Source organism: Streptomyces sp. NPDC001920 (genome assembly GCF_053594495.1).
On record NZ_JBSFEP010000008.1, the window covers coordinates 288,934 to 312,502 of the forward strand.

Genomic DNA, 23,569 nt, shown 5'->3' on the forward strand with positions numbered 1-23,569 from the left:
CCCCGGGTTGACACATGACGTGGTCTTGCCGCCCTCAGCACCAAGGCGTAGACCAGATCGCACGGGACAGCGCTCGAACGTTCGACGAGGCACGAAGAACGGGGCAGTGATGCGCAGCACGAGCAAGAACCGGACCAGGAGGGCCGCCCGGACCGCGGCAGCCGTGGCCGCGGGCGCCCTCGCACTCTCGCTGACCGCCTGCGGAGGCGATGACAAGGACAGCGGCAATGAACCGGGCGGTAGCGGTCAGCAGACCGGCAACACCGTCACCCTTCCCAAGCTGGACGGCGAATCCCTTGAGGTCGCCGCCGTCTGGACCGGGGCCGAGCAGGAGAACTTCAAGAAGGTCCTCGCGGAGTTCGAGAAGCGTACGGGCGCCAAGGTGACCTTCGTGCCCGCCCAGGACCCGATCATCAACTTCCTCGGGTCGAAGGTGGCGGGCGGTCAGCCGCCGGACATCGCGATGCTCCCGCAGCCCGGCGCCATCAAGCAGGCCGTCGACAAGAAGTGGGCCAAGCCCCTCGACGCCGATGTGATCAAGGAGCTGCAGGAGAACTACTCGCAGGGCTGGCAGGACATCGGAAAGGTCGGCGGCAAGCAGTACGGCGTCTACTACAAGGCCGCCAACAAGTCCCTGATCTGGTACAACAACCAGGTCTTCGAGAACGCGGGGGCCACCGAGCCCAAGACGTGGGACGAGTTGCTCACCACCGCTCAGACCGTCTACGACTCCGGCGTCACCCCGTTCTCCGTCGGCGGCGCGGAGGGCTGGACCCTCACGGACTGGTTCGAGAACGTCTACCTCTCCCAGGCCGGTCCCGAGAAGTACGACCAGCTGGCGAAGCACGAGATCAAGTGGACCGACCCGTCCGTGAAGGACGCGCTCACCACGCTCGCCCAGGTGTGGGGCAAGAAGGACTACGTGGCGGGCGGCGCGACCGGGGCGCTCCAGACGGACTTCCCCGCGTCGGTCACGCAGGTCTTCACGGGCGGCGACCAGCCGAAGGCCGCGATGGTGTACGAGGGCGACTTCGCGCAGGTCAACATCACACAGGCCAAGGCGGAGGTCGGGACGGACGCGAAGGTGTTCCCGTTCCCGTCGGTCGGCGGCACCGCGCCGGTCGTCTCCGGCGGCGACGCGGCCGTCATCCTCCAGGACTCCAAGGCCGCGCAGGCCCTGGCGACCTGGCTCGCCTCCCCGGACGCGGCGACGATCCAGGCGAAGCTCGGCGGATACCTCTCGCCGAACAAGAACGTGGACAACTCGGCGTATCCGAACGAGGTGCAGCGCAGGATCGCCAAGGCGCTCATCGACTCCGGTGACGACTTCCGCTTCGACATGTCCGACCAGGCGCCGCAGGCGTTCGGCGGTACTCCCGGCAAGGGCGAGTGGAAGGCGCTGCAGGACTTCTTGAAGAACCCGTCGGACATCGCGGGCACGCAAGCGAAGCTGGAAGCCGACGCGGCCGCGGCGTACGGAAACTGACGCCATGGCGTCGACGGAAGCGGCAGGGGTCTCTCCGACCCCTGCCGCACCCAAGTCGCGCAGGAGCGTGACCGGCACGCGCAGGACGATGGCGGCGCTCTTCCTGCTGCCCGCGCTCGTGCTGCTGGGCGCGCTCGTGGTCTACCCGATCGGGTACTCGGTCGTCCGCAGCTTCTACGACCAGTCCGGTGACGGCTTCGCCGGATTCGACAACTACGAGGCGCTGTTCACGGACGAGGGCATCCGTACCGCCCTGAAGAACAACGTCATCTGGGTGGTGTTCGCCCCGACGATCGCCACCGCGCTCGGGCTGATCTTCGCGGTGCTCACCGAGCGGGTGCGCTGGGGCACGGCGTTCAAGCTGGTCGTCTTCATGCCGATGGCGATCTCGATGCTGGCGGCGGGCATCATCTTCCGGCTCGTGTACGACCAGGACCCGGACAAGGGCGTGGCGAACGCGGTGTGGGTCGGCGTCCACGACACCTTCGCGCAGGCGTCCGCGTTCCCGAAGGCCCATCCGGGCCGTGAGTCGCCGCTCGAAGCGGCACCGGGCGGCGGGTTCATCACCAAGGCGACCGTCAGCGCCGGCACCCCGGTCAGCCTGCCCCTGGTCGGTGTCGCCCCCGACCAGATGCCGGACGGCGCCGCGCAGGCCGTGGCGGCGAAGCCGGAGTCCGGCAAGGTCACCGGCACCACCTGGCAGGACTTCACGCGCGGCAAGGGCGTCGGCACGCTCGGCGAGGTCGACGCGTCCGAGCTGGGCTATGCCGGGATGAAGATCGAGGCGGTCAAGGACGGCGAGGTGGTGGCCTCCACGAAGGCCGCCGACGACGGCACGTTCACGCTGCCGGCCGCCGCCGACGGGGCACAGCTGCGGCTGCCGCCGGACAACTTCAAGGAGGCGTACAACGGCCTGGACTGGCTCGGCCCGTCCCTGGTCACGCCGGCCATCATCGGGTCGTACATCTGGATGTGGGCCGGTTTCGCGATGGTGCTGATCGCCGCGGGCCTCGCGGGCATCCCCCGCGACCTGCTGGAGGCGGCCCGCGTCGACGGCGCGAGCGAGTGGCAGGTGTTCCGCAGGATCACGGTGCCACTGCTGGCGCCCGTCCTCGCGGTCGTCACGGTCACCTTGATGATCAACGTCCTGAAGATCTTCGACCTGGTCTTCATCATCGCCCCGGGCTCCTCCCAGGACGACGCGAACGTCCTGGCGCTGGAGCTGTACCGCAAGGGCTTCTCCGAGGACCAACCGGGCATCGCGAGCGCCATCGCGGTGTTCCTGCTGCTGCTGGTGATCCCGGTGATGTGGTTCAACATCCGCAGGCTCAGGCGGGAGGTGCGGCGATGAGCGCGGACGCCGGCAAGCTCACCGAGGGGGCGCCCCAGCCGCTGAGCACCGTCAAGGCCGAGCAGTCGCTCGGCGCCCGGCTCGTCTCGTTCGTCAGCGGCGGGCTGGTACGCGTGTTCCTGATCGTCGTCGGCCTGTTCTGGCTGGTCCCGACGATCGGTCTGCTGCTGTCCTCCCTGCGCCCGCCGGAGGAGATGACCGCGAGCGGCTGGTGGGAGGTGTTCAGCAAGCCCTCCCAGCTCACCTTCGACAGCTACGACAAGCTGCTGAGCAACCCCGACATCACCGACTCGATCCTCAACACCATGCTGATCACGGTCCCGGCGACGATCCTCGTCGTCGTCATCGGCTCGCTCGCCGGATACGCGTTCGCGTGGATGGAGTTCCCGGGCCGCGACTGGTGGTTCCTCGGCGTGGTCGGACTGCTGGTCGTGCCGGTGCAGGTGGCGCTGATCCCGATCGCCGAACTGTTCGGCAACATCGGCATCTTCGGCTCCCTGATCGGCGTGATCCTCTTCCACGTCGGTTTCGGGCTGCCGTTCGCGGTGTTCCTGCTGCGGAACTTCTTCGCGGAGATCCCACGGGAACTGCTGGAGGCGGCCCGGCTGGACGGCGCCGGTGAACTGCGGCTGTTCCTGCGTGTCGTGATGCCGCTCGGCGGTCCGGCGATCGCCGCGCTCGGCATCTTCCAGTTCCTGTGGGTGTGGAACGACATGCTGGTCGCGCTGATCTTCACGGACTCCGGGAGTCAGCCGATCACGGTCGCGTTGCAGACACAGGTACGGCAGTTCGGCAACAACATCGACGTCCTGGCACCCGGCGCGTTCATCTCCATGGTGATCCCGCTGATCGTGTTCTTCGCCTTCCAGCGGCAGTTCGTGTCCGGTGTGATGGCGGGCGCGGTCAAGTAGCCGCGGGACAGGCGCCGTTGAGGGAGCGGACCGGTACACCGGTCCGCTCCTTCCCTCTCGTTGCGGCACCGTCCCCCGTATGCCGTACGCGCCGTAACCAAGTCACTCCATCGGCCGTTCCCGGCAGGGCGACAACCCCCACCGCCCAGGTCGACCCAGTGGATGTCCCGTGCCCAGGTTCAGTGTCATCGTCCCCGCGTACAAGGTTCAGGCGTACCTGCAGGAGTGCCTGGAATCGGTGCTCTCGCAGTCGTACTCCGATCTGGAGCTGATCGCCGTCGACGACTGCTCGCCGGACGCGTGCGGGGCGATCATCGACGAGTTCGCGGCCCGTGACACACGGGTACGCCCCGTGCACCTCACGGAGAACCAGGGCCTGGGGCCCGCCCGCAACGCGGGGATGGCCGAGGCCACCGGCGACTACCTGATCTTCCTCGACAGCGACGACACGCTCACCCCCGACGCCCTGCGGGCCATCGCCGGCCGGCTGAAGGAGACCGGCGATCCGGAGGTCCTGGTCTACGACTACGCGCGCACCTTCTTCACCGGTGAGACGATCCGCAACCAGGCGTCCCCCCAGCTCTGCGAGCAGGGCCCGGCGCCCTTCCGGCTGGCGGACCGCCCCGGTCTGCTGCGCCTGCTGATGGTCGCCTGGAACAAGGCGTACCGGCGGGACTTCGTCGAGAAGGAGGGCTTCACCTTCCCCTCCGGCTACTACGAGGACACGCCCTGGACGTATCCGGTGCTGATGACGGCGCAGTCCATCGCGACGCTCGACCGGGTGTGCGTGCACTACCGCCAGCGCCGCAGGGGCGGCATCCTCGGCACGGTCAGCCCGCGGCACTTCGACATCTTCGAGCAGTACGACCGGGTCTTCGCGTACGTCGACAGGAACCCCGAACTCGACCGGTGGCGTCCGCTGCTGTTCCGGCGGATGGTCGACCACTTCGTCGTGGTGTTCGCCCGGCCCGACCGCCTCCCGCGCCGCAGCCGCGCCGAGTTCCTGCGCATGGCCCGCACCCGTTACCGCCGGCACCGCGCCCCCGGAGTCCCCGTCGCGCTGCGCAGCCGCCTCCACCACACCCTGGTCCGTCTGGGCCTGCACCGCACGTACCGCGCCCTGCGGCTCACGGCGGCCCTGATCCGCCGCACCGCCAAGGTCGCCAACCGCCTGCTGAAGGGTCTGCGTTCCCTCCTCCTGCGCCTGCACTACCGCGTCCAGCGCTGCCTGCCGGTACGCGCCGACCGCGCCGTCTTCGGCGCCCACGGCGTCCGCGGCCACGGCTGCCACCCGGGCGCCCTGGAGCAGGCGTTCCGCGCGCACGCCCCGCGCATCCGCACGGCCTGGGTCGCCGACGCCGGCCAGGACGGTCCGGTCCCGGCCGGCACCGCCAGGCTGCGCCCGGAGACGGCCGCGTACTGGACGGCCCTCGCCCGCTCCAAGTACCTGGTCCACAACGCCGAGTTCGACCGCCGTCTGGTCAAGCGCCGCGGCCAGGTGCTGGTGCAGACCCAGCAGGGCACCCCGCTCAAGCACATGGGCCTCGACCTGCGCGAACGCCCGGCAGCGGGGGCGGACACGGACTTCGACCGCCTCCTCGACGACGTCGACAAGTGGGACTACGTCCTGTCCGGCAACCGCCACTCCACGCTGGTCTGGGAGCGCGTGTACCCCGGGGACTACACGACGCTGGAGTACGGCTCGCCGCGCAACGACGTCTTCCAGCAGGCCACTTCGGCGGACGTGACCCGCATCCGCGAGGCGCTCGGGGTCCCCGAAGGGGTGGTCGTGATCCTCTACGCCCCCACCCACCGCGACTACCGCCGCACCCAGCGCACCGCCCTCGACCTGCACCGCGTCCTGCGCCGCCTGGGGCCCGGCTACGTCGTCCTCGCCCGCGCCCACCACCGCCACGGCGGCCCTCTCGCGCCCACCGCCGGCCAGGTGATCGACGTCACCGGCCATCCGAGCGTGGAGTCGCTGTGCCTGGCCTCGGACGCCCTGGTCACCGACTACTCGTCCCTCATGTTCGACTACGCCAACCTGGACCGGCCGATCGTGCTGCACGCCGACGACCGGGAGGCGTACGAGGCGGCCCGCGGCACCTACTTCGACCTGCGCTCCTTCCCGCCGGGTGCGGTGGCGCGCAGCGAGGACGAGCTGATCGACATCTTCGCCACCGGCCACTGGCGCGGCTCGCGCTCCGCCCAGTTGCGCTCGGCGTTCCGCGAGCGCTTCTGCCCGTACGACGACGGACGCGCCGCCGAGCGGGTCGTACGCCATGTGGTGCTGGGCGAGAGGGGTGTGCCGCCCGTCGTGCCGCAGGACATGCGGCATCCGGTGCCGTCGCCGGCCGCGTCGCTCGCGCAGTCCCCGCGCGCGACCGTGTCCCCGTCCGCGGCCGTGCCCCCACCGGCGGGTTCCCTGACCGTCACCGAGAGCCTCTGAGCGCCGTTCACACGGAAGAGGAGTTCGTATGCCCTCCAGCCCGTCACGGCCCACGCCGAGCCGGCCGCCCACCTGCCGTCCTGCCGGGCGGCCCGGTCGCCGGCACCGGCTGAGGCCGGCCCCGGCCTCCTGAACGACCACGACAGAAAGAGCAGTATGCCCCGCTTCAGCATCATCGTTCCGTCCCATGGGGTCGCGGGCCGGCTGTCCCAGGCGCTGGACTCGGTCCTCGCCCAGTCCTTCGGCGACTTCGAGCTGATCCCGGTCTGCGACGCCGCCGAGTCCCCCGCGGCGGCCGTCGCCGCGGGTTACGCCGAGCGGGACTGCCGGGTGGCGCCGGTGCACTCGCCGCCGTCGGACGGGCTGGCCGGGGCGCGCAACGCCGGGCTGGAGGCGGCGCTCGGCGACTGGCTGCTGTTCCTGGACGGCGACGACGAGCTGGTGCCGGGCGCGCTGGCGGCGCTGGACGCCCGGCTGGGCGAGACCGGTGACGTGGACGTCCTGTACTTCGAGCACGAGCGGACGCCGTGGTGGGCGGGCGAGCCGGCCAATCCGGCGGCCCCGGCGCTGGCACGGGCGCCGCAGGGGGTCTTCCCGCCCGCGAAGGCTCCCGCGCTGACGGGCGTCGAGTTCCCCGCGTGGAGCGCGGCCTACCGGCGGGACTTCCTCATCGAACGGCAACTCGCCTTCCCCGGCGGGCACTTCACGGACATCGGTTTCGGTGGCCTGGTCGCGCTGCGTGCCGAGCGCATGGCGGTGCTGCGGCAGGTCGTCGTACGGCATCTGCTGCGGCGGCAGGGGAACCGGCTCAACCTCCCCGGGGAGCACCACGTCGAACTGCTCGACCAGGTCGAGGCGGTCCTGACGCACGCCGCCGAACAGGGGCTGGCCGAGGACCGGCTCGGGCCGTTGTTCGAGCAGCTCTTCGCCGCCGTGCTGAAGACCGCGGCCCATCCGCGGCGGCTGCGGCGCGGGCGGCGTGCCTTCTTCCGCCGGGCGAGCAGACTGTACCGGCGGCACCGCCCGGCCGGTTTCAGGGCGCCGGGCGGCAGTCTCGGGGTGCAGCACCGGCTGCTCGCGCGGGGCGCGTACACGGCGTTCCGGGCGCTGCGCGGGGCCAACCGGATCGCGGCGCGGGCCGCTTCGGGTGTGCCGCGCCCACGGGGACTGCGCAAGCGGCTGCGGTACCGGTGGCAGCTGCGGCTCCCCCTGGACCAGAACCTCGCCGTGTACTGCGCGTACTGGGGCCGCGGCTACCTCTGCAACCCGGCGGCCGTCCACGCCAAGACGCGGGAGCTGGCCCCGCACCTGCGCTCGGTGTTCCTGGTCGAGCCGGACGCGGTGGACCGCGTGCCGAAGGATGTGGAGTACGCGGTGATCGGGAGCCGCGCGTACTGGGACGTGCTGGCCCGCGCGAAGTACCTGATCAACAACGCCAACTTCGCGGACGCCGTCGTCAAACGCAGGGGCAGCGTGCACCTGTCGACCCAGCACGGCACCCCACTGAAGAAGATGGGCGCCGACCAGGCGACGTACCCGGTGGTGGCGGCGGCTACCGGCAGCTTCGCCAGACTGCTGGCCCGCGTCGACCGCTGGGACTACAACCTCACCTCCAACCGGCACTCCACCGAGATGTGGGAGAGCGCGTTCCCCTCGGCGCACGAGCCCCTGGAGTACGGCTATCCGCGCAACGACGTCTACTACACGGCGTCCGCCGCCGACGTCGCCCGCATCCGACGCGAACTCGGCGTCCCCGAGGGCAAGAAGGCCCTGCTGTACGCGCCCACGCACCGCGACTACGCCACCGGCTTCGAGACCGGTCTCGACCTTGGGACGCTGTGCGAGGAACTCGGCGACGAGTACGTCGTGCTGCTGCGCGCCCACTACTTCTACGACCAGGGCGCCGCGCGCGGCACCGGACGCATCATCGACGTCACCGGCCATCTCTCCTCCGAGGACGTGTGCCTGGCCGCCGACGCGCTGATCACCGACTACTCGTCCATCATGTTCGACTACGCCAACCTGGACCGGCCGATCGTCGTGTACGCGGACGACTGGGACGTCTACCGGGAGCTGCGGGGCGTCTACTTCGACCTGATGGAGGCCCCGCCGGGCCGGGTGGCGCGTACGCCCGGGGAGCTGGCGGCCGTCTTCCGCGACGGCTCGTGGGCAGACGAGGAGGCCAGGGCCCTGCGCGCCGCGTTCCGGGAGCGGTTCTGCCAGTTCGACGACGGGCGCGCCGCGGAGCGTGTCGTACGCCGGGTGCTGCTGGGCGAGCCACCGGAGGCGATCCCGCCGGTGATCCCGCTCGCCGAGCGCATCCCCGCCCCCGCCGCGACGACCCTCGTGAGGAACTGACGTGCCCCGCTTCAGCATCATCGTCCCCGTCTTCAAGGTGCAGGGCTTCCTGCGGGAGTGCCTGGACTCGGTGCTCGGGCAGTCCTACGGCGACTTCGAGGTGATCGCCGTCGACGACCGCTCCCCGGACGGCTGTCCCGCCATCCTGGACGACTACGCCGCCCGCGACGCGCGGGTGCGGGTGCTGCACCTGCCGCAGAACGTCGGCCTCGGCCGGGCCCGCAACGCGGGTCTGGAGCAGGCGAGCGGCGACTACGTGCTCTTCCTCGACAGCGACGACTCCTACACGCCGGGCCTGCTGGCCGCGGTGGCGGCCCGTCTGGAGGGCAACGGCGACCCGGACATCCTGGTCTTCGACCACGTCCGCACGCACTGGTGGGGCCGCGGTGGCCGCAGTTCGGCGGCGGACCTGCTGGCCGCGGCCGGTACGGACACCTTCGACGTGCGCTCCAACCCCGAGTACCTGCATCTGTTCCTGGTCGCCTGGAACAAGGCGTACCGGCGCGCGTTCTTCCTCCAGCACGAGCTGCGCTACGCCCCCGGTCTGTACGAGGACGCGCCCGTCACGTACCGCTCGATGGTCCTCGCCGACCGCATCGCCTGCCTGGAGCGGATCGGTGTCGAGTACCGGCAGCGCCGGCGGGGCGCGATCACCAAGACACCCGGCCGGCGGCACTTCGACATCTTCCCCCAGTACGAGGGCCTGTTCGCGTTCCTCGAAGCGCGTCCGGACCTGGACTGGGCACGTCCGCTGCTGTTCGAACGGGCCCTGGACCACATGCTGTTCGTGCTCGCCCGTGAGGACCGGGTGCGGCCGGCTGACCGCCCGGACTTCTACCGCGAGATCCGTTCCTTCCACGCCCGTCACCTCCCCGAGGGCTTCACGGAGCCGGAGGGCCGGCGCGGCAGGGAGATGCGGCTGCTGGCGACGGCTCCCTACGCGTCGTACGCCGCGGCGCGCGGTCTGCGTGAGCTGCGCGAGGTGGCCGGGAAGGGGCGGCGGCGGGTGGCGGGGGCCGTGTCGCAGCGGGCCCAACGGGCCTGGTACGCGGCCCGGTCGAGGCTTCCGCTCGATCCGCGGCTCGCCGTCTACTCGGCGTTCTCGCACCGGGGCGTCCTGGGTGATCCGGCGGCCGTGCACGCCAAGGCCCGGGAGATCGCCCCGCACATCAGGGGCGTGTGGGTGGTCAGGGAGGACGCGGTGGACGGCTTGCCGCCCGGCACCGACTTCGTGACGCCGGGCTCGCGGCGCTACCACGAGGTGATGGCGCGGGCCACGTACTGGGTGAACAACGTGAACTGGCCGGGCACGCTGGCCAAGCGCCCCGGCACCGTCCATGTCCAGACCCACCAGGGCACCCCGCTGAAGTACATGGCGGCCGACCTTCTGACCAAGCCCGGCGCCCGGCACGGCTTCGACGTGCCGAAGATGCTGTGGCGGGCGGACCGCTGGGACTACAGCCTGGTGGCCAACCGGCACTCGGAGCTGGTGTGGGAGCGGGCGTACCCGTGCCACTTCACGTCCCTGAGGACGGGCAGCCCGCGCAACGACGTTCTGGTCACCGCGGGCCCCGAGGCCGGTGAGGCGGCCCGTGCGCGGCTCGGTGTCCCCGCCGGGCGGACCGCGGTCCTGTACGCGCCGACCCGCCGTGACTACCGCCGCGGCGGCCATGTCGACCGGATCGATCTGGCCCGGTTCGCCGCTGACCTGGGCGAGGGGTACACCCTCGTGGTGCGGCTGCATCCGTCGCTGGCGAAGGGCACGGCACGCGGGACGGGCCTGGCCGATCTGCACCGGCGGGGCGTGCTGATCGACGCGACCGACGAGCCGCACGTCGAGGACGTGATGCTCGCCGCCGACGTCCTGGTCACCGACTACTCGGCCCTGATGTTCGACTACGCCAACCTGGACCGGCCGATCGTGATCCATGCCGACGACTGGGGGGCGTACGCGGCGAGTCGGGGCGCCTACTTCGACATCACGGCCGACGCGCCGGGTCATGTGTCGCGTTCCTACCGGGAGTTGGCGTGGCTGTTCGCGTCCGGGACATGGCGGGACGGGGAGTCGGAGCGGCTGCGGGCCGGGTTCCGGGAGCGGTTCTGCGAGTTCGACGACGGGTTGGCCGCGGAACGGGTCGTACGGACGCTGCTGCTGGGTGAGCGGATGCCGGAGCATCCGGTCGGGGAGCGGCGGGTGCCGGCTCCGGCCACCGTGCGGGCTCACTCGATGAGGTGACGTGAGGCGAAGCCGTTGACCCGACCGACCAGGCCGGGAACATACGGCAAATGCCTCAAACCCACACAACCTCCACGACCAGAGCCGCGGGTGCCGCTGTCGGTGTCCTCGTCCGGAGGACCGTGCGCGGAGCGAGTGCGCTGCGCGGCGGCGGCAGTTGGCGTCCGACGCCGTACCAGGCCTTCGGGCTGCTGTTCTTCCTGGTGACAGTGCTGGCGTACTGGGCCGTTCCGCTGTGCTGCGACGCCGGTCAGCACGCGGCGGTGGTCGAACGCCTCAAGGACTCCCTTCTCCATCCACGTCACCCGATGGCGGACCTGCCGGGCGCGGGCAGCCCCTACTACTCGCCGTACTCGGTGACGCAGGGCGTGCTCGCCCGGCTGACGGGGCTGGGCGGCTGGGAGGTGGTGCGGCTGGCCGGCCCGCTGAACCTGCTCGTGCTGCTGACCGGCATCGGCCGTCTCGTGCGGGTGCTGACGCCGAGACCGTGGGCGCCGGTGCTGGCCGTGGGGGCGATGACGCTGCTGTGGGGGACCGAGCGGGCCTGGTGGAGCGGATACCTGAACCTGATGTCGATGACCGGCAACCTGGGCTATCCCTCGGCGTTCGCCATCGGGCTCACCTTCTGGGCCTGGGCGCTGACGGGGGCGCGGGCCCGGGGGCAGGGGCAGGTCCGGTTCGTCGGACCGAGCGGACTGCCTGGTCTCGCCGGGTACGCGGGGCTCGGCGCGCTGTACGGGCTGATCCTGCTGATCCACCCGATCACCGCGGTGGCGGCGGCGCTGGGGGCGGTGGCGTTCGTCGCCGGGTGGCAGCGCGGATGGCGGGGCGCCGTGGTCGCGCGGTGGGGCGTGGCGGCGGGTGCGGCGGTGCTGCTCGCCTGGTCCTGGCCGTACTTCGACGTGTTCGCGCTGGCCGGGGACGACAGCGTGGACGGGATTCACCGGCAGCTGTACGAGCGGCTGCTCGGGCAGTTCTGGCTGGCGCTGCTGGGGCTGCCGGCGCTGTGGGCCCGGTGGCGGCGGGACTCCCGGCGGGATCCGCTGGTGCTGCTGTTCGCCCTGGACTGCCTGGTCGTGGCGTACGGCTGGATCAGCGGGCACTACACCTACGGCAGGATCCTGGGGCTCACCCTGGTGCCGCTGCAGTTCGCGCTCGCGGTGGAGCTGGCGGCGCCCCGGCCGTGGGGCGGGGTGCGCAGGTCGCTGGGCGGGGCGGCTGCCGTCGGGGCGTGCGTCGGGTTCCTCACCGTGCAGGGCGGGGCGGTGGTGCCGCGCGCGCTGGATCCGGTGGGGCTAGAACAGCCGTCGCGGTGGCCGTCGTACTCGTGGGTGGCCAGGCATGTCGGCAGGGGCGAGGTGGTCATCTCCGACGGGCACTTCGCGCCCCGCTCCCTGCCCGGGTACGGTCCGAACCTCGCGGCGCCGATCTGGCCCGACCCCGCTCTCGACGACCGGGAACGGCAGCGGCGGCTCGCCGACGTCCGCGCCTACCTGGCCCCGACGTCCAGCCGTGCCGAGCGCACCGCCATCGCCCGGCGCCACCACGCGCGCTGGCTGCTGCTGACGCGGTGGAAGCGGGTGCCGGAGGAGGCGGTGGTGGTGGCGTGGAGCGGGGAGACGGGGGAGGTGCTGGCGCGGATCGGGTGACGGGCCGGGCGTCGGGCGACCTCCTTGCGGGGCGGTCGCCCGGCGGCTCGGGACGGTCCTACTCGATGACGAGGTCGACCGGGATGTTGCCGCGGGTGGCGTTGGAGTAGGGGCAGACCTGGTGGGCCTGCTCGACCAGCTTGCGGCCGGTCGCCTCGTCCAGGGCGTCGGGGAGCTCGACGCGGAGGGTGACCGCGAGTCCGAAGCCCTCGCCCTGCTTGCCTATGCCGACCTCGGCGGTCACGGCGGCGTCGGAGACGTCGACCTTGGCCTGGCGGCCGACGAGACCGAGGGCGCTGCCGAAGCAGGCGGCGTACCCGGCGGCGAACAGCTGCTCCGGGTTGGTGCCCTGCCCGTTGCCGCCCAGCTCCACCGGCATGCCCAGCGCGAGGTCGATCTGGCCGTCGTTGGAGACGGCACGGCCCTCGCGGCCGTGGGTGGCGGTGGCGACAGCGGTGTAGAGCGCGTCCATGGAAACCATTCCTCTCGGAAGTCGTGACGAGGCGACTCGATGTCGTGACGGTGCGGCCGGTCCCCGCCTGACCGGGACCGCCGCACGACGACAAGTAGAGCACACAATTCAATTGCGCACAACTAAATCGCGGGGCGAGAGCTACCCTGGAGACATGACGACCACGCCCGCGGCCGACTGGCTCCGCCTCGACCAGCAGATCTGCTTCTCCCTGAACGCCGCGTCGCGCGCCTTCGGCGGCGTCTACCGCGTGGTGCTGAAGGACCTCGGGCTCACCTACCCGCAGTACCTGGCGATGCTGGTGCTGTGGGAGCACGGCGACCTGCCCGTCAAGAAGCTCGGCGAACACCTCCGCCTCGACTCCGGCACGCTGTCACCGCTGCTCAAGCGGCTGGAGGCGGCAGGGCTGGTGCGCCGGGAGCGCAGCGCCCGCGACGAGCGCTCCGTGGAGGTGCGGCTGACGGAGGAGGGCGTCGCGTTGCGCGAGCGTGCTCTGCAGGTGCCGCGCCGGATCGCCGCCGCGACGGGCTTCGACGTGGACGAGATCCGCGCACTGCGGGCACGGCTGGACCAGCTCACGGAGGCGCTGGACACGGCGGCGGTCGAGGAGGCGGCGCTGGAGGAGGCGGCGCTGGAGGAGGCCGGACAGGTGGACGGGCGGCGGCGGGGCACCTAGCCCATTTTGATCGCATCAGGGGATATTCATCCCGTAATACCGGCTTGCTTCCCTTGATGAGGCATTGATCCGGCTTACGATCGCTGAGATGAACCACCCCCGCGCCGCGTCCGCCCCGCAGGCCGTCGTCGCCGTCGTCGTCATCGGCTACAACGACGCCGCCCATGTGACGACCGCCGTCCGCTCGGCGCTGGCCCAGGGCGCCGCAGTCCGGGAGGTCATCGCCGTCGACGACTGCTCGACGGACGGCAGCGCGGAACTGCTCACCCGACTCGCGACGACCGAACCACGCCTGATGGTGGTCGGGCGCCGGGCGAACAGCGGTGGCTGCGGCAGCCCGCGCAACACCGGGCTCGACCGGGTGACATCGCCGTACGTGATGTTCCTGGACAGCGACGACGTCCTCCCGCCGGGCGCGGTGGACGCACTGCTCACGGCGGCGACCCGGGCGGACGCCGCGGTGGCCGGCGGGCTGTGCGTGCGGCGGGAGCTGCCCGGCGGGCGCGAAGTGCCATGGCAGGGGCCCCTCTATTCCGCGCACGCCGTGATCGAGCACCCCGCACACCGCCCACGCCTGGTGCACGACACGCTCTGCGTCAACAAGCTCTACCGCACGGACTTCCTTCGCGCCCACGGCATCCGCTTCCCCGAAGGCCGCTTCCCCTACGAGGACTTCGTCTTCACCGCGCGCGTGCTCGCCGCCGGTCCACGCGTCGCCCTCGTCCCGGACCGGGTGTACGTCTGGCACGTGCGCCGCTCGGCGAACCGGCTCTCGATCTCCCTGGACCGCGCCGACGTCTCCAACTGGCGGGCGCGCACCGAGGCGAACCGGCAGGCGTACGAGATCCTGCTGGGCGCCGGGCGCAAGGAGCTGGCACGGGCGGCGCGCGCCAAGTTCCTGGACCACGAACTGCGCATGTACGCGCGCGAACTCGGCCTGCACGACCCGCGGTACCAGCAAGCGTGGTGGGCACACACGCGGGCGTACCTCGCCGAGTACGACGCGTCCGACTGGGCGCACAACCCCACCGCGCCCGGCCGCCTCATCGGCCGCGTCGTCCTGGCCTCCCCCGAGCCCCGCGACCTGCCCCGCCTCAGGGACCTCGCCGCCCGCCCCGCCCGCCTCCTGCCGCCCTACGCCCGGACCGCCGACGGCACGCCCGTCTGGTCGCCCACCCTGCCCCAGGTCACCCTGGAGCCCCTGCTGACCCGCCCCGTCCACCTCCTCCCCCTGGCCGTGCACGCCGAACTGCGTCCACGCGCGCGTGCCGCCCGCCTCCGGCTGCGCCTGCACGAGCTGTACGGGCGGGTGGCCCAGGCCGGCCCGGAGGCACTGGAGGTGGAGTGGCGGTGCCGGGAGACGGGGCGGCCGGCGGGTCCGCGTACGACGGTGGGGCTGACGTGCTCGGCAGAGGGGGTGTGGGCGGCGGAGGTGACCGTCGACTGGAGCCTGTTCGAGGGCGCCGGGGAGCCGGGGCCCTCCATGCCGTCCGGGACCGCGGCGCGCACCTGGGACCTGCGACTGCGGGTGCTCTTCCGGGACGGCGCGTCCCGTGAGGTGACGGCGCACGCCCTCACCGGCGCGGGTCTGCTGCGCCGCCGCGCCGTGCTCGGCACCCGCCACACCCTGTTGCTCGTGCAGCCGTACGCCACGCACTCCGGAGCTCTGGCGCTGCGATCGGCGCCGGGTCTACGGGGAGTCGCGTCCGTGCTCGGCGTCCGGCTCCGCCGGCTGCTTCACTGTCCCTGAGACCGACCGCGAAACCGACCCGACCACGCAGGACACAGGCCACTGACGAGGGGACCGCCGCACATGACCTGGCTGATCACCGGCGGCGCCGGTTACATCGGAGCGCACGTCGTCCGGGCGATGACCGAGGCCGGCGAGCAAGCCGTGGTGTACGATGACCTGTCCACCGGCATCGCCGAGCGCGTGCCCGACGGTGTGCCGCTGGTCGTCGGCTCGACCCTGGACGGCGACCGCGTCGCCCGCGCCCTCGCCGAGCACCGCGTCACCGGTGTCGTGCACCTCGCGGCGAAGAAACAGGTCGGCGAGTCGGTCGGCCTCCCGCTGCACTACTACCGGGAGAACGTCGAGGGTCTGCGCGTCCTGCTGGAGGCCGTGACGTCGGCGGACGTCCTGTCCTTCGTCTTCTCCTCCTCGGCGGCGGTCTACGGCATGCCGGACGTGGACCTGGTGACGGAGGAGACGCCGTGCGCACCGATGTCGCCGTACGGCGAGACGAAGCTGGCCGGCGAGTGGCTGGTCCGCGCGACGGGGCGCGCCACCGGCATGTCCACGGCGTCGCTGCGCTACTTCAACGTGGCGGGCGCGGCCACTGCGGAGCTCGCGGACGTCGGCGTCTTCAACCTCATCCCGATGGTCTTCGAGAGGCTGACGGAGAACGCGCCCCCGCGCATCTTCGGCGACGACTACCCGACCCCCGACGGCACGTGCATCCGCGACTACATCCACGTGGTCGACCTGGCCGAGGCCCATGTGGCCGCGGCTCGCGCACTGCAGACCTCCCCCGGCCACGCTCTCACCCTCAACATCGGCCGCGGCGAGGGCGTTTCGGTCCGCGAGATGATCGACCTCATCAACGCCGTCACCGGCTACGACCGCCCCCCGACCATCACCCCGCGCCGCCCCGGCGACCCGGCCCGCGTCGTGGCCTCCGCCGACCGCATCGCCACGGAACTGGGCTGGAAGGCCAAGCACGACATGCAGGACATGATCACGTCGGCGTGGGAGGGGTGGGTGCGGTTGCATCCGGGGGCGGCGCGGACGTAGGCGGTCACGGTCCGATGTGGATCATGGCGGCACGGCTGAACAGAAAGTAGCCGGAGCCGGTCTCGGAGATCCGTCGCAGCGCCTGGTGCAGGGCTCGGGCCGCGCCCTCCGGATGCAGGGTCCCCGTGGAGTCGACGAGGACGTCGTACACGAGATCCGCGATGCGCACGGCTGCGTCGTCGTCGACGCAGCCCAGCACGGCGATCACGTGCTGATATCCCGCGGCGTGGAGGGACAGGCCGAGCGAGGGGGCCCACTCGGCCCGGCCGGTGCCGGGCCCGGCCGTGTCCCAGGCCGACAGATAGGCCAGACCCCGGGCGACGGGATGCGCCACGTCGGGCGTCGCGTCGCGCCGCAGGCGACGGGACATCTTGTCCGCCGCGTTGCCGGGACCCGCGTAGTGGAGATGTGCCTGATCGACGCGTTCGGCCCCGGACAGGACGGAGATGGCTCTCTTCGCACCGCGGCCGATTCGGTGAGGCAGGACCCGCTGGGCCCGTTCTTCCTCCGCGTGCACCCGGGACGGTGAGGGAGACGCAATCAGGGCGAGCAGCCCGGGGGTGGCCCGCACGTCCGAACTGCGGTGCCGGGGGGAACGGGCCTGAGTGAGCGCCAGGGCCCCGGGCGTGTACGAGTGGACCGCGTAATCCATGGCGGATCCGTGCGGCCCCTCCGCCGCGTGCAGCGGCAGCAGCGCGAACGGGCCGCTGGGGCACCACCAGATCCGGGGCAGCACAGCCTCCGGGAGGAACGGCCCAGCGCCGGGCGCCGGCCTGGACGTCAGTCCGAGCGCGGACAGCACCGGGCCCACGACCATGTTCCACAGCTCGTGCAGCAGGGCCGAGGTCTCGGTGAACCGGTGCCGCGCCGACCAGTGGTCGTCGAGCGCCGAACGACGGTAGCGCCGCGCCAGATCGGTGACCGCGTCCAGGTCCGGCAACGGCACGGTCGAGATGCCCTGCTGGGTGACGAGGAGCGCGTCGCAGCGGCGGGCCGTCGCGTTCAGCACGACGAGAGGGCCTTCGGCCGCCGCAGCTGCCATTTCGTCGGCGCGGATGGAGTCCATCGTCGGCTCGAAGCCTGGAGAGACGCGGAGATCGCCGACCATCCGGTTCACCTCGGCCGCCACGACGTCCCGACGGACCAGCACGGGTGACTCCGCCGCTCCGGTCTCCAGACCGAGCAGCGCGAACCACACCTGGAAGTCGTCCGTGAGGGCCGGCAACGTCACGGCCAGCTGAGCCGCCTCGGCCTGGAACGAGCCGAGCCCGGCGGACAGCAGGGCGCTGCGCCGTTCGAGAATGTCCAGTGCCTGCCATGGCTCGCCCAGTTCCATCGCGCAGGCAGCGGCGTCCCGGCTCAGCTCCTCCCATTCCCCGACCAGATCACCGAGTTCGCCACCGGCCAGCAGCAGGAGCGGCGCCAGATCTCGTGAGGCCGCCCTGGCGCTCCGCACGACCTCGTCGAGCAGGTCGAACCTTGTCGCCACCCGTCCGGCGAGCAGCGCGCTCCGTAGCCGCCCCATGGGCGGGACCCCGATGTCGCGGACGAGCTCCTCCTGAGCGGCGAGGACATCTCGCACCACCGGCGCCGACACGGACGCGCCCGCCACGGCGAGACGCTCGATCACCCGCGCTCTTATCAGCACGGCCTCTTCAGGCGGGAGCATCGTCTGCGACGACTCCTCGGGCACCGCGTCCAACACCTCGAGCGCCGAACGGAGATCCTTCCTCGACGTGCGCCGATCGTGCCGTTGCAGCAGCACGGAGGCGAGGGCGACGGCATGGGCCACGCGGACGGCGGGGGGGACGGAAGCGGACGCCGTCTGGGCGGGATCCAGGACGGTGACGGCCTCGTTGAGGTGCTTGACGGCGCCGGTCGCCTGGTACTTCAGGGTCAGTGACTCGGCGAGCTGGGCCCTGGCCAGGTGGGTGTGGGGAAGACCGGGGTGGGCCCTGACCGCGTGCGCGGCTTCGCGGGCCGCCGCGATGGCACGCTCGAGGTCGGCCGGGCGCCGGTCCGCGGCGTAGGTGTCGATGAGGCAGCGGTTCAATGTGGTGAGCGCGGACCGCCGCCACACCGATTGCTCCGGCATTCCGTCCACTGCGTCCGACACCAAGGCCAGGGCCTCGTCCAGGTCGGCCCGGTGCTTGCGCACCCGGTAGCGCAGCCGTAGCGCGCCGGCCAGTTCGACCTGCAGCCGCGCACCTTGGAGCCGGCCTGACGCAGGCACCAGGCGAAGACCCTGCCGAAGCTGCCCCACGGCCCTGTCCAGGACCTCGCCGGCAGGGAAGCGAGCGAGGGACGCGGCGGCCATGACCGCCAGTTGTTCGGCCCCGAGCGATCCACGGTTTCGCTGGACGCGGCCACCTAGCGCCTCTGCCCAGTCGACATGGCGTGCATACCCGGTCATCGCGTAGCGGGCCAGATGAACCCGCGCGGCTGCCAGCTTCACCGAGAGGTCCTCGGAACGCACCGCCCTTTCGGCCAGCTTCTCGGCCTTCGCCAGATGGTTGCCGCGGGCGTCGGCCTCGTGGAGGGCCACGTACGTCAGCAGCAGCTCGCGGAGCAGTCCCTCGCTGTCGCCGCCCCGCGCCGGCCACCGCCTCAGCTGCGGCTCCAGCGCATTCAGGGCCGCGTCGAGGTCGAAGATGTCCCCGGTGTACCCGAACAGTTCCCGATAGGCGGCACCGCAGACGCTCCAGGCTCGGGCCGTCACCGCACCCTCGGCGGACGACCACACCCGGCTGCTGAGGTCGATGGCGCGTTCCAGTGGTCGCCGTCCACCGCGGTGGACACCGAGCAGGTACTGCGCCAGCGCTGCCGCGGCGCCTAGCGCAGGGTACTTCTGAGGGGTGTACCCGCTGCTCAGGGCGTGCTCGGCCAGCCGGATCGCCTCGGCCAGGGCACCGAAGTGGTCCCTGTGGCGGAAGTCGCTCAGGAGACGCTCCAGTTCCTCCGCCACCTCGGCGCCCAGATCCGGCCGGACGCCCGCCTCCGTGATGAGCCGGTACAGCGCCTCGCTCTTCGGTCCTTCCTCCTTTGTGGCAGGCTCCGGCCGCGCCCGCTCGATGACGTACACGTCTCCGGTCCCCGTCCGTACCTCCACCGTCCCCGTGCCCGTCTCGACCCGCACGACGGCCCCGCCTGCGATCCGCACCACCTGCCGCCGCGTATCCGCGAGCACCTCGACGACACGCGGCCGGGTGTCCGGTACGAGGATCGCGAGCGCCCCCTCGCCCTGCACGTCCCCCAGCAGCAGGCCGTCCGCCTGGCGCAGCACTCCCAGCCGCGCCTCGCCCACGGCCCGCGCGATCGGCGTGACGGCGTCGAGGCCGAGGTCGGGCGAGGTACCGGGATCGAGCTGGGGCGCGTACGGGCGGGCGGCGTTGGCCAGACTCCACGCGGCGGACGTCGCGCGGACCTGCTCCGGCAGTCGTTGCCATGCCTCGGCGAACCAACCCGCCAAGCCGATGCGGTTCTCGGCTACGAGGGCGTGCAGGACCCGGTCAAGGTGCCGGCCGACCGTGTCGGTGTCGCCGATCAGACTGTGCCAGGTCACCTGCTCCTCCAGGAACAGGGCGGGGGACAGCTCGCGGTGGAACTCGGCGACGAGGTCGGCGACCTCCCGGAGGCGGGGGTTGGTCTCCAGTTTTCCCACCAGGCCCGCCCGCAGATAGGGCAGGCATTGCGGGAGCAGTGCGATCGCCTCGGGTGTCCGGGCACTCACCCACTCGCAGAACCACAGGTCGGCCTCGGCTCCGACGTCCAGGTGGGGCAGGAGCCGTAGTCGGACCGCGCGGATCAGTTCGGGTTCGATACGCGTGACGAAGCTCAGGGCGGTGGCGAGTTCCAGGGCACCGGGCGGCGGCGGGGGCGGCAGCTCCCCGGGCGCCTCGCCGCCGGGGCACCTCACCGGGTCGGTCATGACGTCCGGACCCCCATGTGCGTCCTGATCCATCCCGTGTTCGTCGTACGGTCCCAGCTCACCAGCGGCAGCAGTCGCGTCATCCAGCGAGGCCACCGATGAGGCGGATACGGGGACAACGCCACGGCGGTGCAGCCGGCCCTGGAGACACGGTCGACGAAGTCCTCCCAGTCCTCGCGGGTGGAGCGGGCGGGGTCGCCCGTCGGGCCGCCCAGGCCGAGGTCGGAAACCAGCAGGACGCGAGTGTCACGGGCGGGGGGCTGATACGGCCGGCGGGTCCAGCGGGCGCCGGGGCCGGTGCCGCGTTGCGGTACGTCGGAGAAGTAGCCCACGTCGACGATTTCGGGTCCGACGACGGACCGGATCCGGGCGACCAGTTCGTCCTGGTCCCGATGGAACGGCTGCATTCCGGCACCGCGGTCGACCAGGACCTGCACGCCGAAGCGCAGTGTCGGCACGGGCCGGCGCGGCAGCCGGGGCACCGGGCGGCCGTGCGCGAGCGCGTCGATCAGCGCGGCTATGTCGACCGGGCCCTCGTCCACCTGGCGGGAGAGCACGGCTTTCAGGACGGCGCTGGTCCAGTGTGGCGTCAACAGGGGGTGATGTGGCAGGCGGGTGGGATCGGCCCCGGGTGGGGCGAGGGGTTCGCCGGGTTCCGCGGGTGCGGCGATCGGCTCGGTCCGCGCCGGCTGGAGCAGGGGCAGGTCGGCGGGCGGTTCCGGTCGGTCCTCACCCGCCGGCGGTGGCTCGGGCGGAAGTTCCTCGTCCGGTGGCGGCGTGGGCTCGGTGGCGCGGTGGAGGTCCGGCTCCCTGTACCTGTCCGTGGTGGCGGGCCGAGCGGACGGCTGCGGCGCCGGTGCCGTGGCCGTGACGGGCGGGGCCGATGGGGCGTCGTATCCCAGCAGCCGGAGCACCTGCGCCTGCTCCTTTACGTCCCGTGCCACGGTGAGGGCACGGACGGCGTCGCCGAGCCAGATCTGCGGACGCACCGCACTCACCCATCCCGCTGACTCGGCTTGGCGAGCGTCAGGTTGCGTACCGTCTGCCAGTTCGGGTGGCCCGGCCGGACGTTCATGACGCGGCAGGCGCGCAGGGCGTCCAGGTACTCGGCTGTGCTGGGCAGCCGGTCACGGCGGGTGTTCTGCTCACTCCTAATCTTCACGAGTTCCTCGGCCAGCATGAACGCGAGTTCCTGCGTCTCCTCGTCCAGGTCCACACCGTCGTGTTCGAGATGGAGGCGGGCGATCCGTACGAGGCTGTCCACGGTCGGCGGCGACAGCTCGAAGGCGATGCAGCGGCGCAGGAACGCCTGCGGGAGCTCTCGTTCGCCGTTGGTGGTGATGACGGTCAACTGCCTGCCCACGCCGGGCTCGCGACACACCGTGGTACCGGTCTCGGCGACCGTGAACTCCTGTGAGCCGAGCGGCACGAGCAGTCCGTTGGGTACGTCCGGGTCGGCCTTGTCGATCTCGTCGATGAGAACGACGGCTCCTTTCGCACGGTGCTCCCGGTGGAACCGCTCCATGGGGTCGTCCCCGTCGAACGGCTTGAGCAGGCCACCGCGGGTGCGGGCCGACTCGGGGGCGAGCGCCCACCACAGCACACCGGGCCGCAGGTAGAGAGCGTCATTGGCGTGCATGCGGTGGGCCTGCGCGTCCGCCAGCCTGCGCACGCTGTCGAACGTCCACAGCAGGTCGGTCGCCTGGGTACGGGAGGTCACCACGTGCTCGTAGTAGCGCAGGCCGTTCTTGCGTGCGACGTACGGCGCCAGCGACGACTTGCCCGAGCCCGGGTCCCCGCTCAGCAGCAGGGGACGGTCGGTGGCCAGCGCGACGTCGATGGCCAGGCGGAGGTCGTCCGGCATGTCGTAGACCCGGCCGTCCCTGGGGTCCGGACCGTGGAAGGGGCGTTCGGTCACGTGTACTCCTGGTTGAAGCCGGCCAGTTGACCGGGAAGTCCGTCGAGCCGCGTCTTACGCGCCAGTTCCGTCGCCTCGAGCGAAGCGGTGAGCAGCGGCTTCGGCACGACCGGGTTCTTGAAGGCCGCCTGGATGTCCTGCTCCTGGATGCCGGTGCCCGTCGTCACCATGACGATCAGCCAGGAGAACGTGCCGTGGAGACGCTCGACCGCTTCGACGAACTCCGTGTCGGGCGGGCCGAGCTTGTCGATCACGAGGTAGTGCAAGCGGTCGAAGAGGTCCTCCGGCAAGTCGTGGTCGTCCTCCGCGAAGCCGAAGAACTCCCGCCGCACAGTTCGCTCCCAGTCACGGACCCGCTCGCCGGTCCGGTCCTCGCCGGTCGGCAGGTCTCCCACCACCTCGGTCTGGTAGCGCCCTGGGTCACCGCAGTTAGCCCGTTGTATGTAGAGCTCTGCCGTGCCCTTCTTGCCGGCGTTGAGGAGAACGGTCATCTCCCGGGGCACACAGCCCGGTTCGGGCAGCACCCCGCGCGCGGCCTCCGCGTCGACCCAGACGCAGGCGAGTTCACGGATCAGTCTGCTCAGGGTCCCGGCCTGCAGGGCAGGGCCCAGGCCGTACACCGCCTTTTCCATGCGCTTGGGGGACGCCACCAGGAACTGGTGGGCCAGGAACAGGCAACCGCCCTGCTGTGCGGTCACCTTGGGCAAGTACGCCTGCGGAAGTCCCAACGCGGTCGCCGCCCGTGCAAGCGCGTCCTTCGGGCGGGCCTGGGACAGATAGGTGTCGAGGCGGTCGAGCCATCCGCTCATCGGGTTCTCCCCCACGGCAGCGTCGGGCAGGTCCGCGAACCGGTCGAGCACCAGCTCGGCGAGGGCCTCCGCATCCTGCACCTCTCCCTTCGCCGTCCGTGCGAACTGAACGGGCCGCAGCTCTTCCAGGCCGGCCATTTTCACGGCACCGGTCGTCAGGTCGCCGAGCAGGACCGGCACGACGAACACGGATGCGTCGAGCGCCCTGCGCCACATGAGGATGTTGACCTCACGCCGTACCCAGTGCGACCCCAGCGCCTTGTCGTTGAGCAGGACGACGGCCGCGTCGCAGCGCGCCAGCCATTCGACTATGTGCGGACGCCACTCGTCGCCGGGCGGGATGTCGTCCTGGTCCACGCGCGGCTGGAAGTTCTTCGTCGTGAGCCGGTCTTGGATCCTCGCCAGGACGGCCGTGGCGAAGGCGTCGCCTCGTGCGCTGTGGCTGATGAAGACCTCTCTCACGCCCCCGATTGTGATCCATCTCCCGCGCCCACGGCATGTGGTCGGGCAAACCCGCTCGCGGGACCGGGTC

15 protein-coding genes are annotated in these 23,569 nt (G+C 71.6%); 10 read left to right on the forward strand and 5 right to left on the reverse strand.

From position 1 onward, the window contains the following. The first annotated feature begins 109 nt into the window (after window positions 1-109). From ACWCPI_RS16390 to ACWCPI_RS16420, 7 genes are all read left to right on the forward strand, one after another. Window positions 110-1,486: an ABC transporter substrate-binding protein gene (locus tag ACWCPI_RS16390; protein WP_451038741.1), complete on the forward strand. Its 1,377-nt coding sequence runs from the start codon at window positions 110-112 to the stop codon at window positions 1,484-1,486. Window positions 1,487-1,490: 4 nt separating this feature from the next. Further along, window positions 1,491-2,837 carry a carbohydrate ABC transporter permease gene (locus ACWCPI_RS16395; protein ID WP_451038742.1) on the forward strand — a complete coding sequence of 449 codons (1,347 nt, stop codon included), beginning with the start codon at window positions 1,491-1,493 and terminating at the stop codon, window positions 2,835-2,837. Further along, the gene (locus tag ACWCPI_RS16400; RefSeq protein WP_451038743.1) at window positions 2,834-3,748 is read left to right on the forward strand and encodes a carbohydrate ABC transporter permease; all 915 of its coding nucleotides are present in this window, start codon (window positions 2,834-2,836) and stop codon (window positions 3,746-3,748) included. Before ACWCPI_RS16395 ends, ACWCPI_RS16400 begins: the two co-directional genes overlap by 4 nt. 169 nt (window positions 3,749-3,917) lie before the next feature. Continuing rightward, the gene (locus ACWCPI_RS16405) at window positions 3,918-6,197 is read left to right on the forward strand and encodes a bifunctional glycosyltransferase/CDP-glycerol:glycerophosphate glycerophosphotransferase (protein WP_451038744.1); all 2,280 of its coding nucleotides are present in this window, start codon (window positions 3,918-3,920) and stop codon (window positions 6,195-6,197) included. A gap of 156 nt (window positions 6,198-6,353) precedes the next feature. Then, window positions 6,354-8,555, forward strand: a complete 2,202-nt coding sequence (locus ACWCPI_RS16410) for a CDP-glycerol glycerophosphotransferase family protein (RefSeq protein WP_451038745.1) — start codon at window positions 6,354-6,356, stop codon at window positions 8,553-8,555. Window position 8,556: 1 nt separating this feature from the next. Beyond that, on the forward strand, window positions 8,557-10,791 hold the full coding sequence (locus tag ACWCPI_RS16415; protein ID WP_451038746.1) for a bifunctional glycosyltransferase/CDP-glycerol:glycerophosphate glycerophosphotransferase: 2,235 nt from the start codon (window positions 8,557-8,559) through the stop codon (window positions 10,789-10,791). Window positions 10,792-10,841: 50 nt separating this feature from the next. Continuing rightward, complete coding sequence (locus ACWCPI_RS16420; protein ID WP_451038747.1) at window positions 10,842-12,440, forward strand: hypothetical protein; 1,599 nt, start codon at window positions 10,842-10,844, stop codon at window positions 12,438-12,440. Window positions 12,441-12,498: 58 nt separating this feature from the next. Here the strand turns inward: ACWCPI_RS16420 and ACWCPI_RS16425 are convergent, their stop codons facing one another. Next, entirely contained in the window at window positions 12,499-12,912 is a 414-nt protein-coding gene (locus tag ACWCPI_RS16425) for an organic hydroperoxide resistance protein (protein WP_451038748.1), read from the reverse strand. Between the two features lie 154 nt (window positions 12,913-13,066). On the opposite strand from ACWCPI_RS16425, the gene ACWCPI_RS16430 reads away from it, so the two are divergent. The 3 genes from ACWCPI_RS16430 to galE all read left to right on the forward strand — a co-directional run bounded on the left by ACWCPI_RS16430 (window position 13,067) and on the right by galE (window position 16,382). Then, window positions 13,067-13,588: a MarR family winged helix-turn-helix transcriptional regulator gene (locus ACWCPI_RS16430; protein WP_451038749.1), complete on the forward strand. Its 522-nt coding sequence runs from the start codon at window positions 13,067-13,069 to the stop codon at window positions 13,586-13,588. Between the two features lie 88 nt (window positions 13,589-13,676). Beyond that, on the forward strand, window positions 13,677-15,338 hold the full coding sequence (locus tag ACWCPI_RS16435; protein WP_451038750.1) for a glycosyltransferase family 2 protein: 1,662 nt from the start codon (window positions 13,677-13,679) through the stop codon (window positions 15,336-15,338). 63 nt (window positions 15,339-15,401) lie between these two features. Continuing rightward, a complete protein-coding gene (galE, locus tag ACWCPI_RS16440; protein ID WP_451038751.1) occupies window positions 15,402-16,382 on the forward strand; it encodes a UDP-glucose 4-epimerase GalE in 981 nt (326 codons plus the stop codon). A 4-nt stretch (window positions 16,383-16,386) separates the two neighbouring features. Here galE and ACWCPI_RS16445 read toward each other — a convergent pair whose 3' ends face one another. Genes ACWCPI_RS16445 through ACWCPI_RS16460 form a run of 4 tightly spaced genes read right to left on the reverse strand, consistent with a single transcriptional unit; the run spans window position 16,387 to window position 23,499 of the window. Continuing rightward, complete coding sequence (locus ACWCPI_RS16445; RefSeq protein ID WP_451038752.1) at window positions 16,387-20,310, reverse strand: CHAT domain-containing protein; 3,924 nt, start codon at window positions 20,308-20,310, stop codon at window positions 16,387-16,389. Continuing rightward, window positions 20,307-21,308 carry a hypothetical protein gene (locus tag ACWCPI_RS16450; RefSeq protein WP_451038753.1) on the reverse strand — a complete coding sequence of 334 codons (1,002 nt, stop codon included), beginning with the start codon at window positions 21,306-21,308 and terminating at the stop codon, window positions 20,307-20,309. Before ACWCPI_RS16450 ends, ACWCPI_RS16445 begins: the two co-directional genes overlap by 4 nt. Beyond that, window positions 21,305-22,228 carry an AAA family ATPase gene (locus tag ACWCPI_RS16455; RefSeq protein ID WP_451038754.1) on the reverse strand — a complete coding sequence of 308 codons (924 nt, stop codon included), beginning with the start codon at window positions 22,226-22,228 and terminating at the stop codon, window positions 21,305-21,307. Before ACWCPI_RS16455 ends, ACWCPI_RS16450 begins: the two co-directional genes overlap by 4 nt. Beyond that, a complete protein-coding gene (locus ACWCPI_RS16460) occupies window positions 22,225-23,499 on the reverse strand; it encodes a toll/interleukin-1 receptor domain-containing protein (RefSeq protein ID WP_451038755.1) in 1,275 nt (424 codons plus the stop codon). Before ACWCPI_RS16460 ends, ACWCPI_RS16455 begins: the two co-directional genes overlap by 4 nt. Between the last annotated feature and the right edge of the window lie 70 nt (window positions 23,500-23,569).

Coding starts and splice junctions, on each gene's coding strand:
- ACWCPI_RS16390 (WP_451038741.1), top strand. CDS start 110: ATGCGCAGCACGAGCAAGAACCGGACCAGGAGGGCCGCCCGGACCGCG.
- ACWCPI_RS16395 (WP_451038742.1), top strand. CDS start 1,491: ATGGCGTCGACGGAAGCGGCAGGGGTCTCTCCGACCCCTGCCGCACCC.
- ACWCPI_RS16400 (WP_451038743.1), top strand. CDS start 2,834: ATGAGCGCGGACGCCGGCAAGCTCACCGAGGGGGCGCCCCAGCCGCTG.
- ACWCPI_RS16410 (WP_451038745.1), top strand. CDS start 6,354: ATGCCCCGCTTCAGCATCATCGTTCCGTCCCATGGGGTCGCGGGCCGG.
- ACWCPI_RS16420 (WP_451038747.1), top strand. CDS start 10,842: ATGCCTCAAACCCACACAACCTCCACGACCAGAGCCGCGGGTGCCGCT.
- ACWCPI_RS16425 (WP_451038748.1), bottom strand. CDS start 12,912: ATGGACGCGCTCTACACCGCTGTCGCCACCGCCACCCACGGCCGCGAG.
- ACWCPI_RS16430 (WP_451038749.1), top strand. CDS start 13,067: ATGACGACCACGCCCGCGGCCGACTGGCTCCGCCTCGACCAGCAGATC.
- ACWCPI_RS16435 (WP_451038750.1), top strand. CDS start 13,677: ATGAACCACCCCCGCGCCGCGTCCGCCCCGCAGGCCGTCGTCGCCGTC.
- galE (WP_451038751.1), top strand. CDS start 15,402: ATGACCTGGCTGATCACCGGCGGCGCCGGTTACATCGGAGCGCACGTC.
- ACWCPI_RS16445 (WP_451038752.1), bottom strand. CDS start 20,310: ATGACCGACCCGGTGAGGTGCCCCGGCGGCGAGGCGCCCGGGGAGCTG.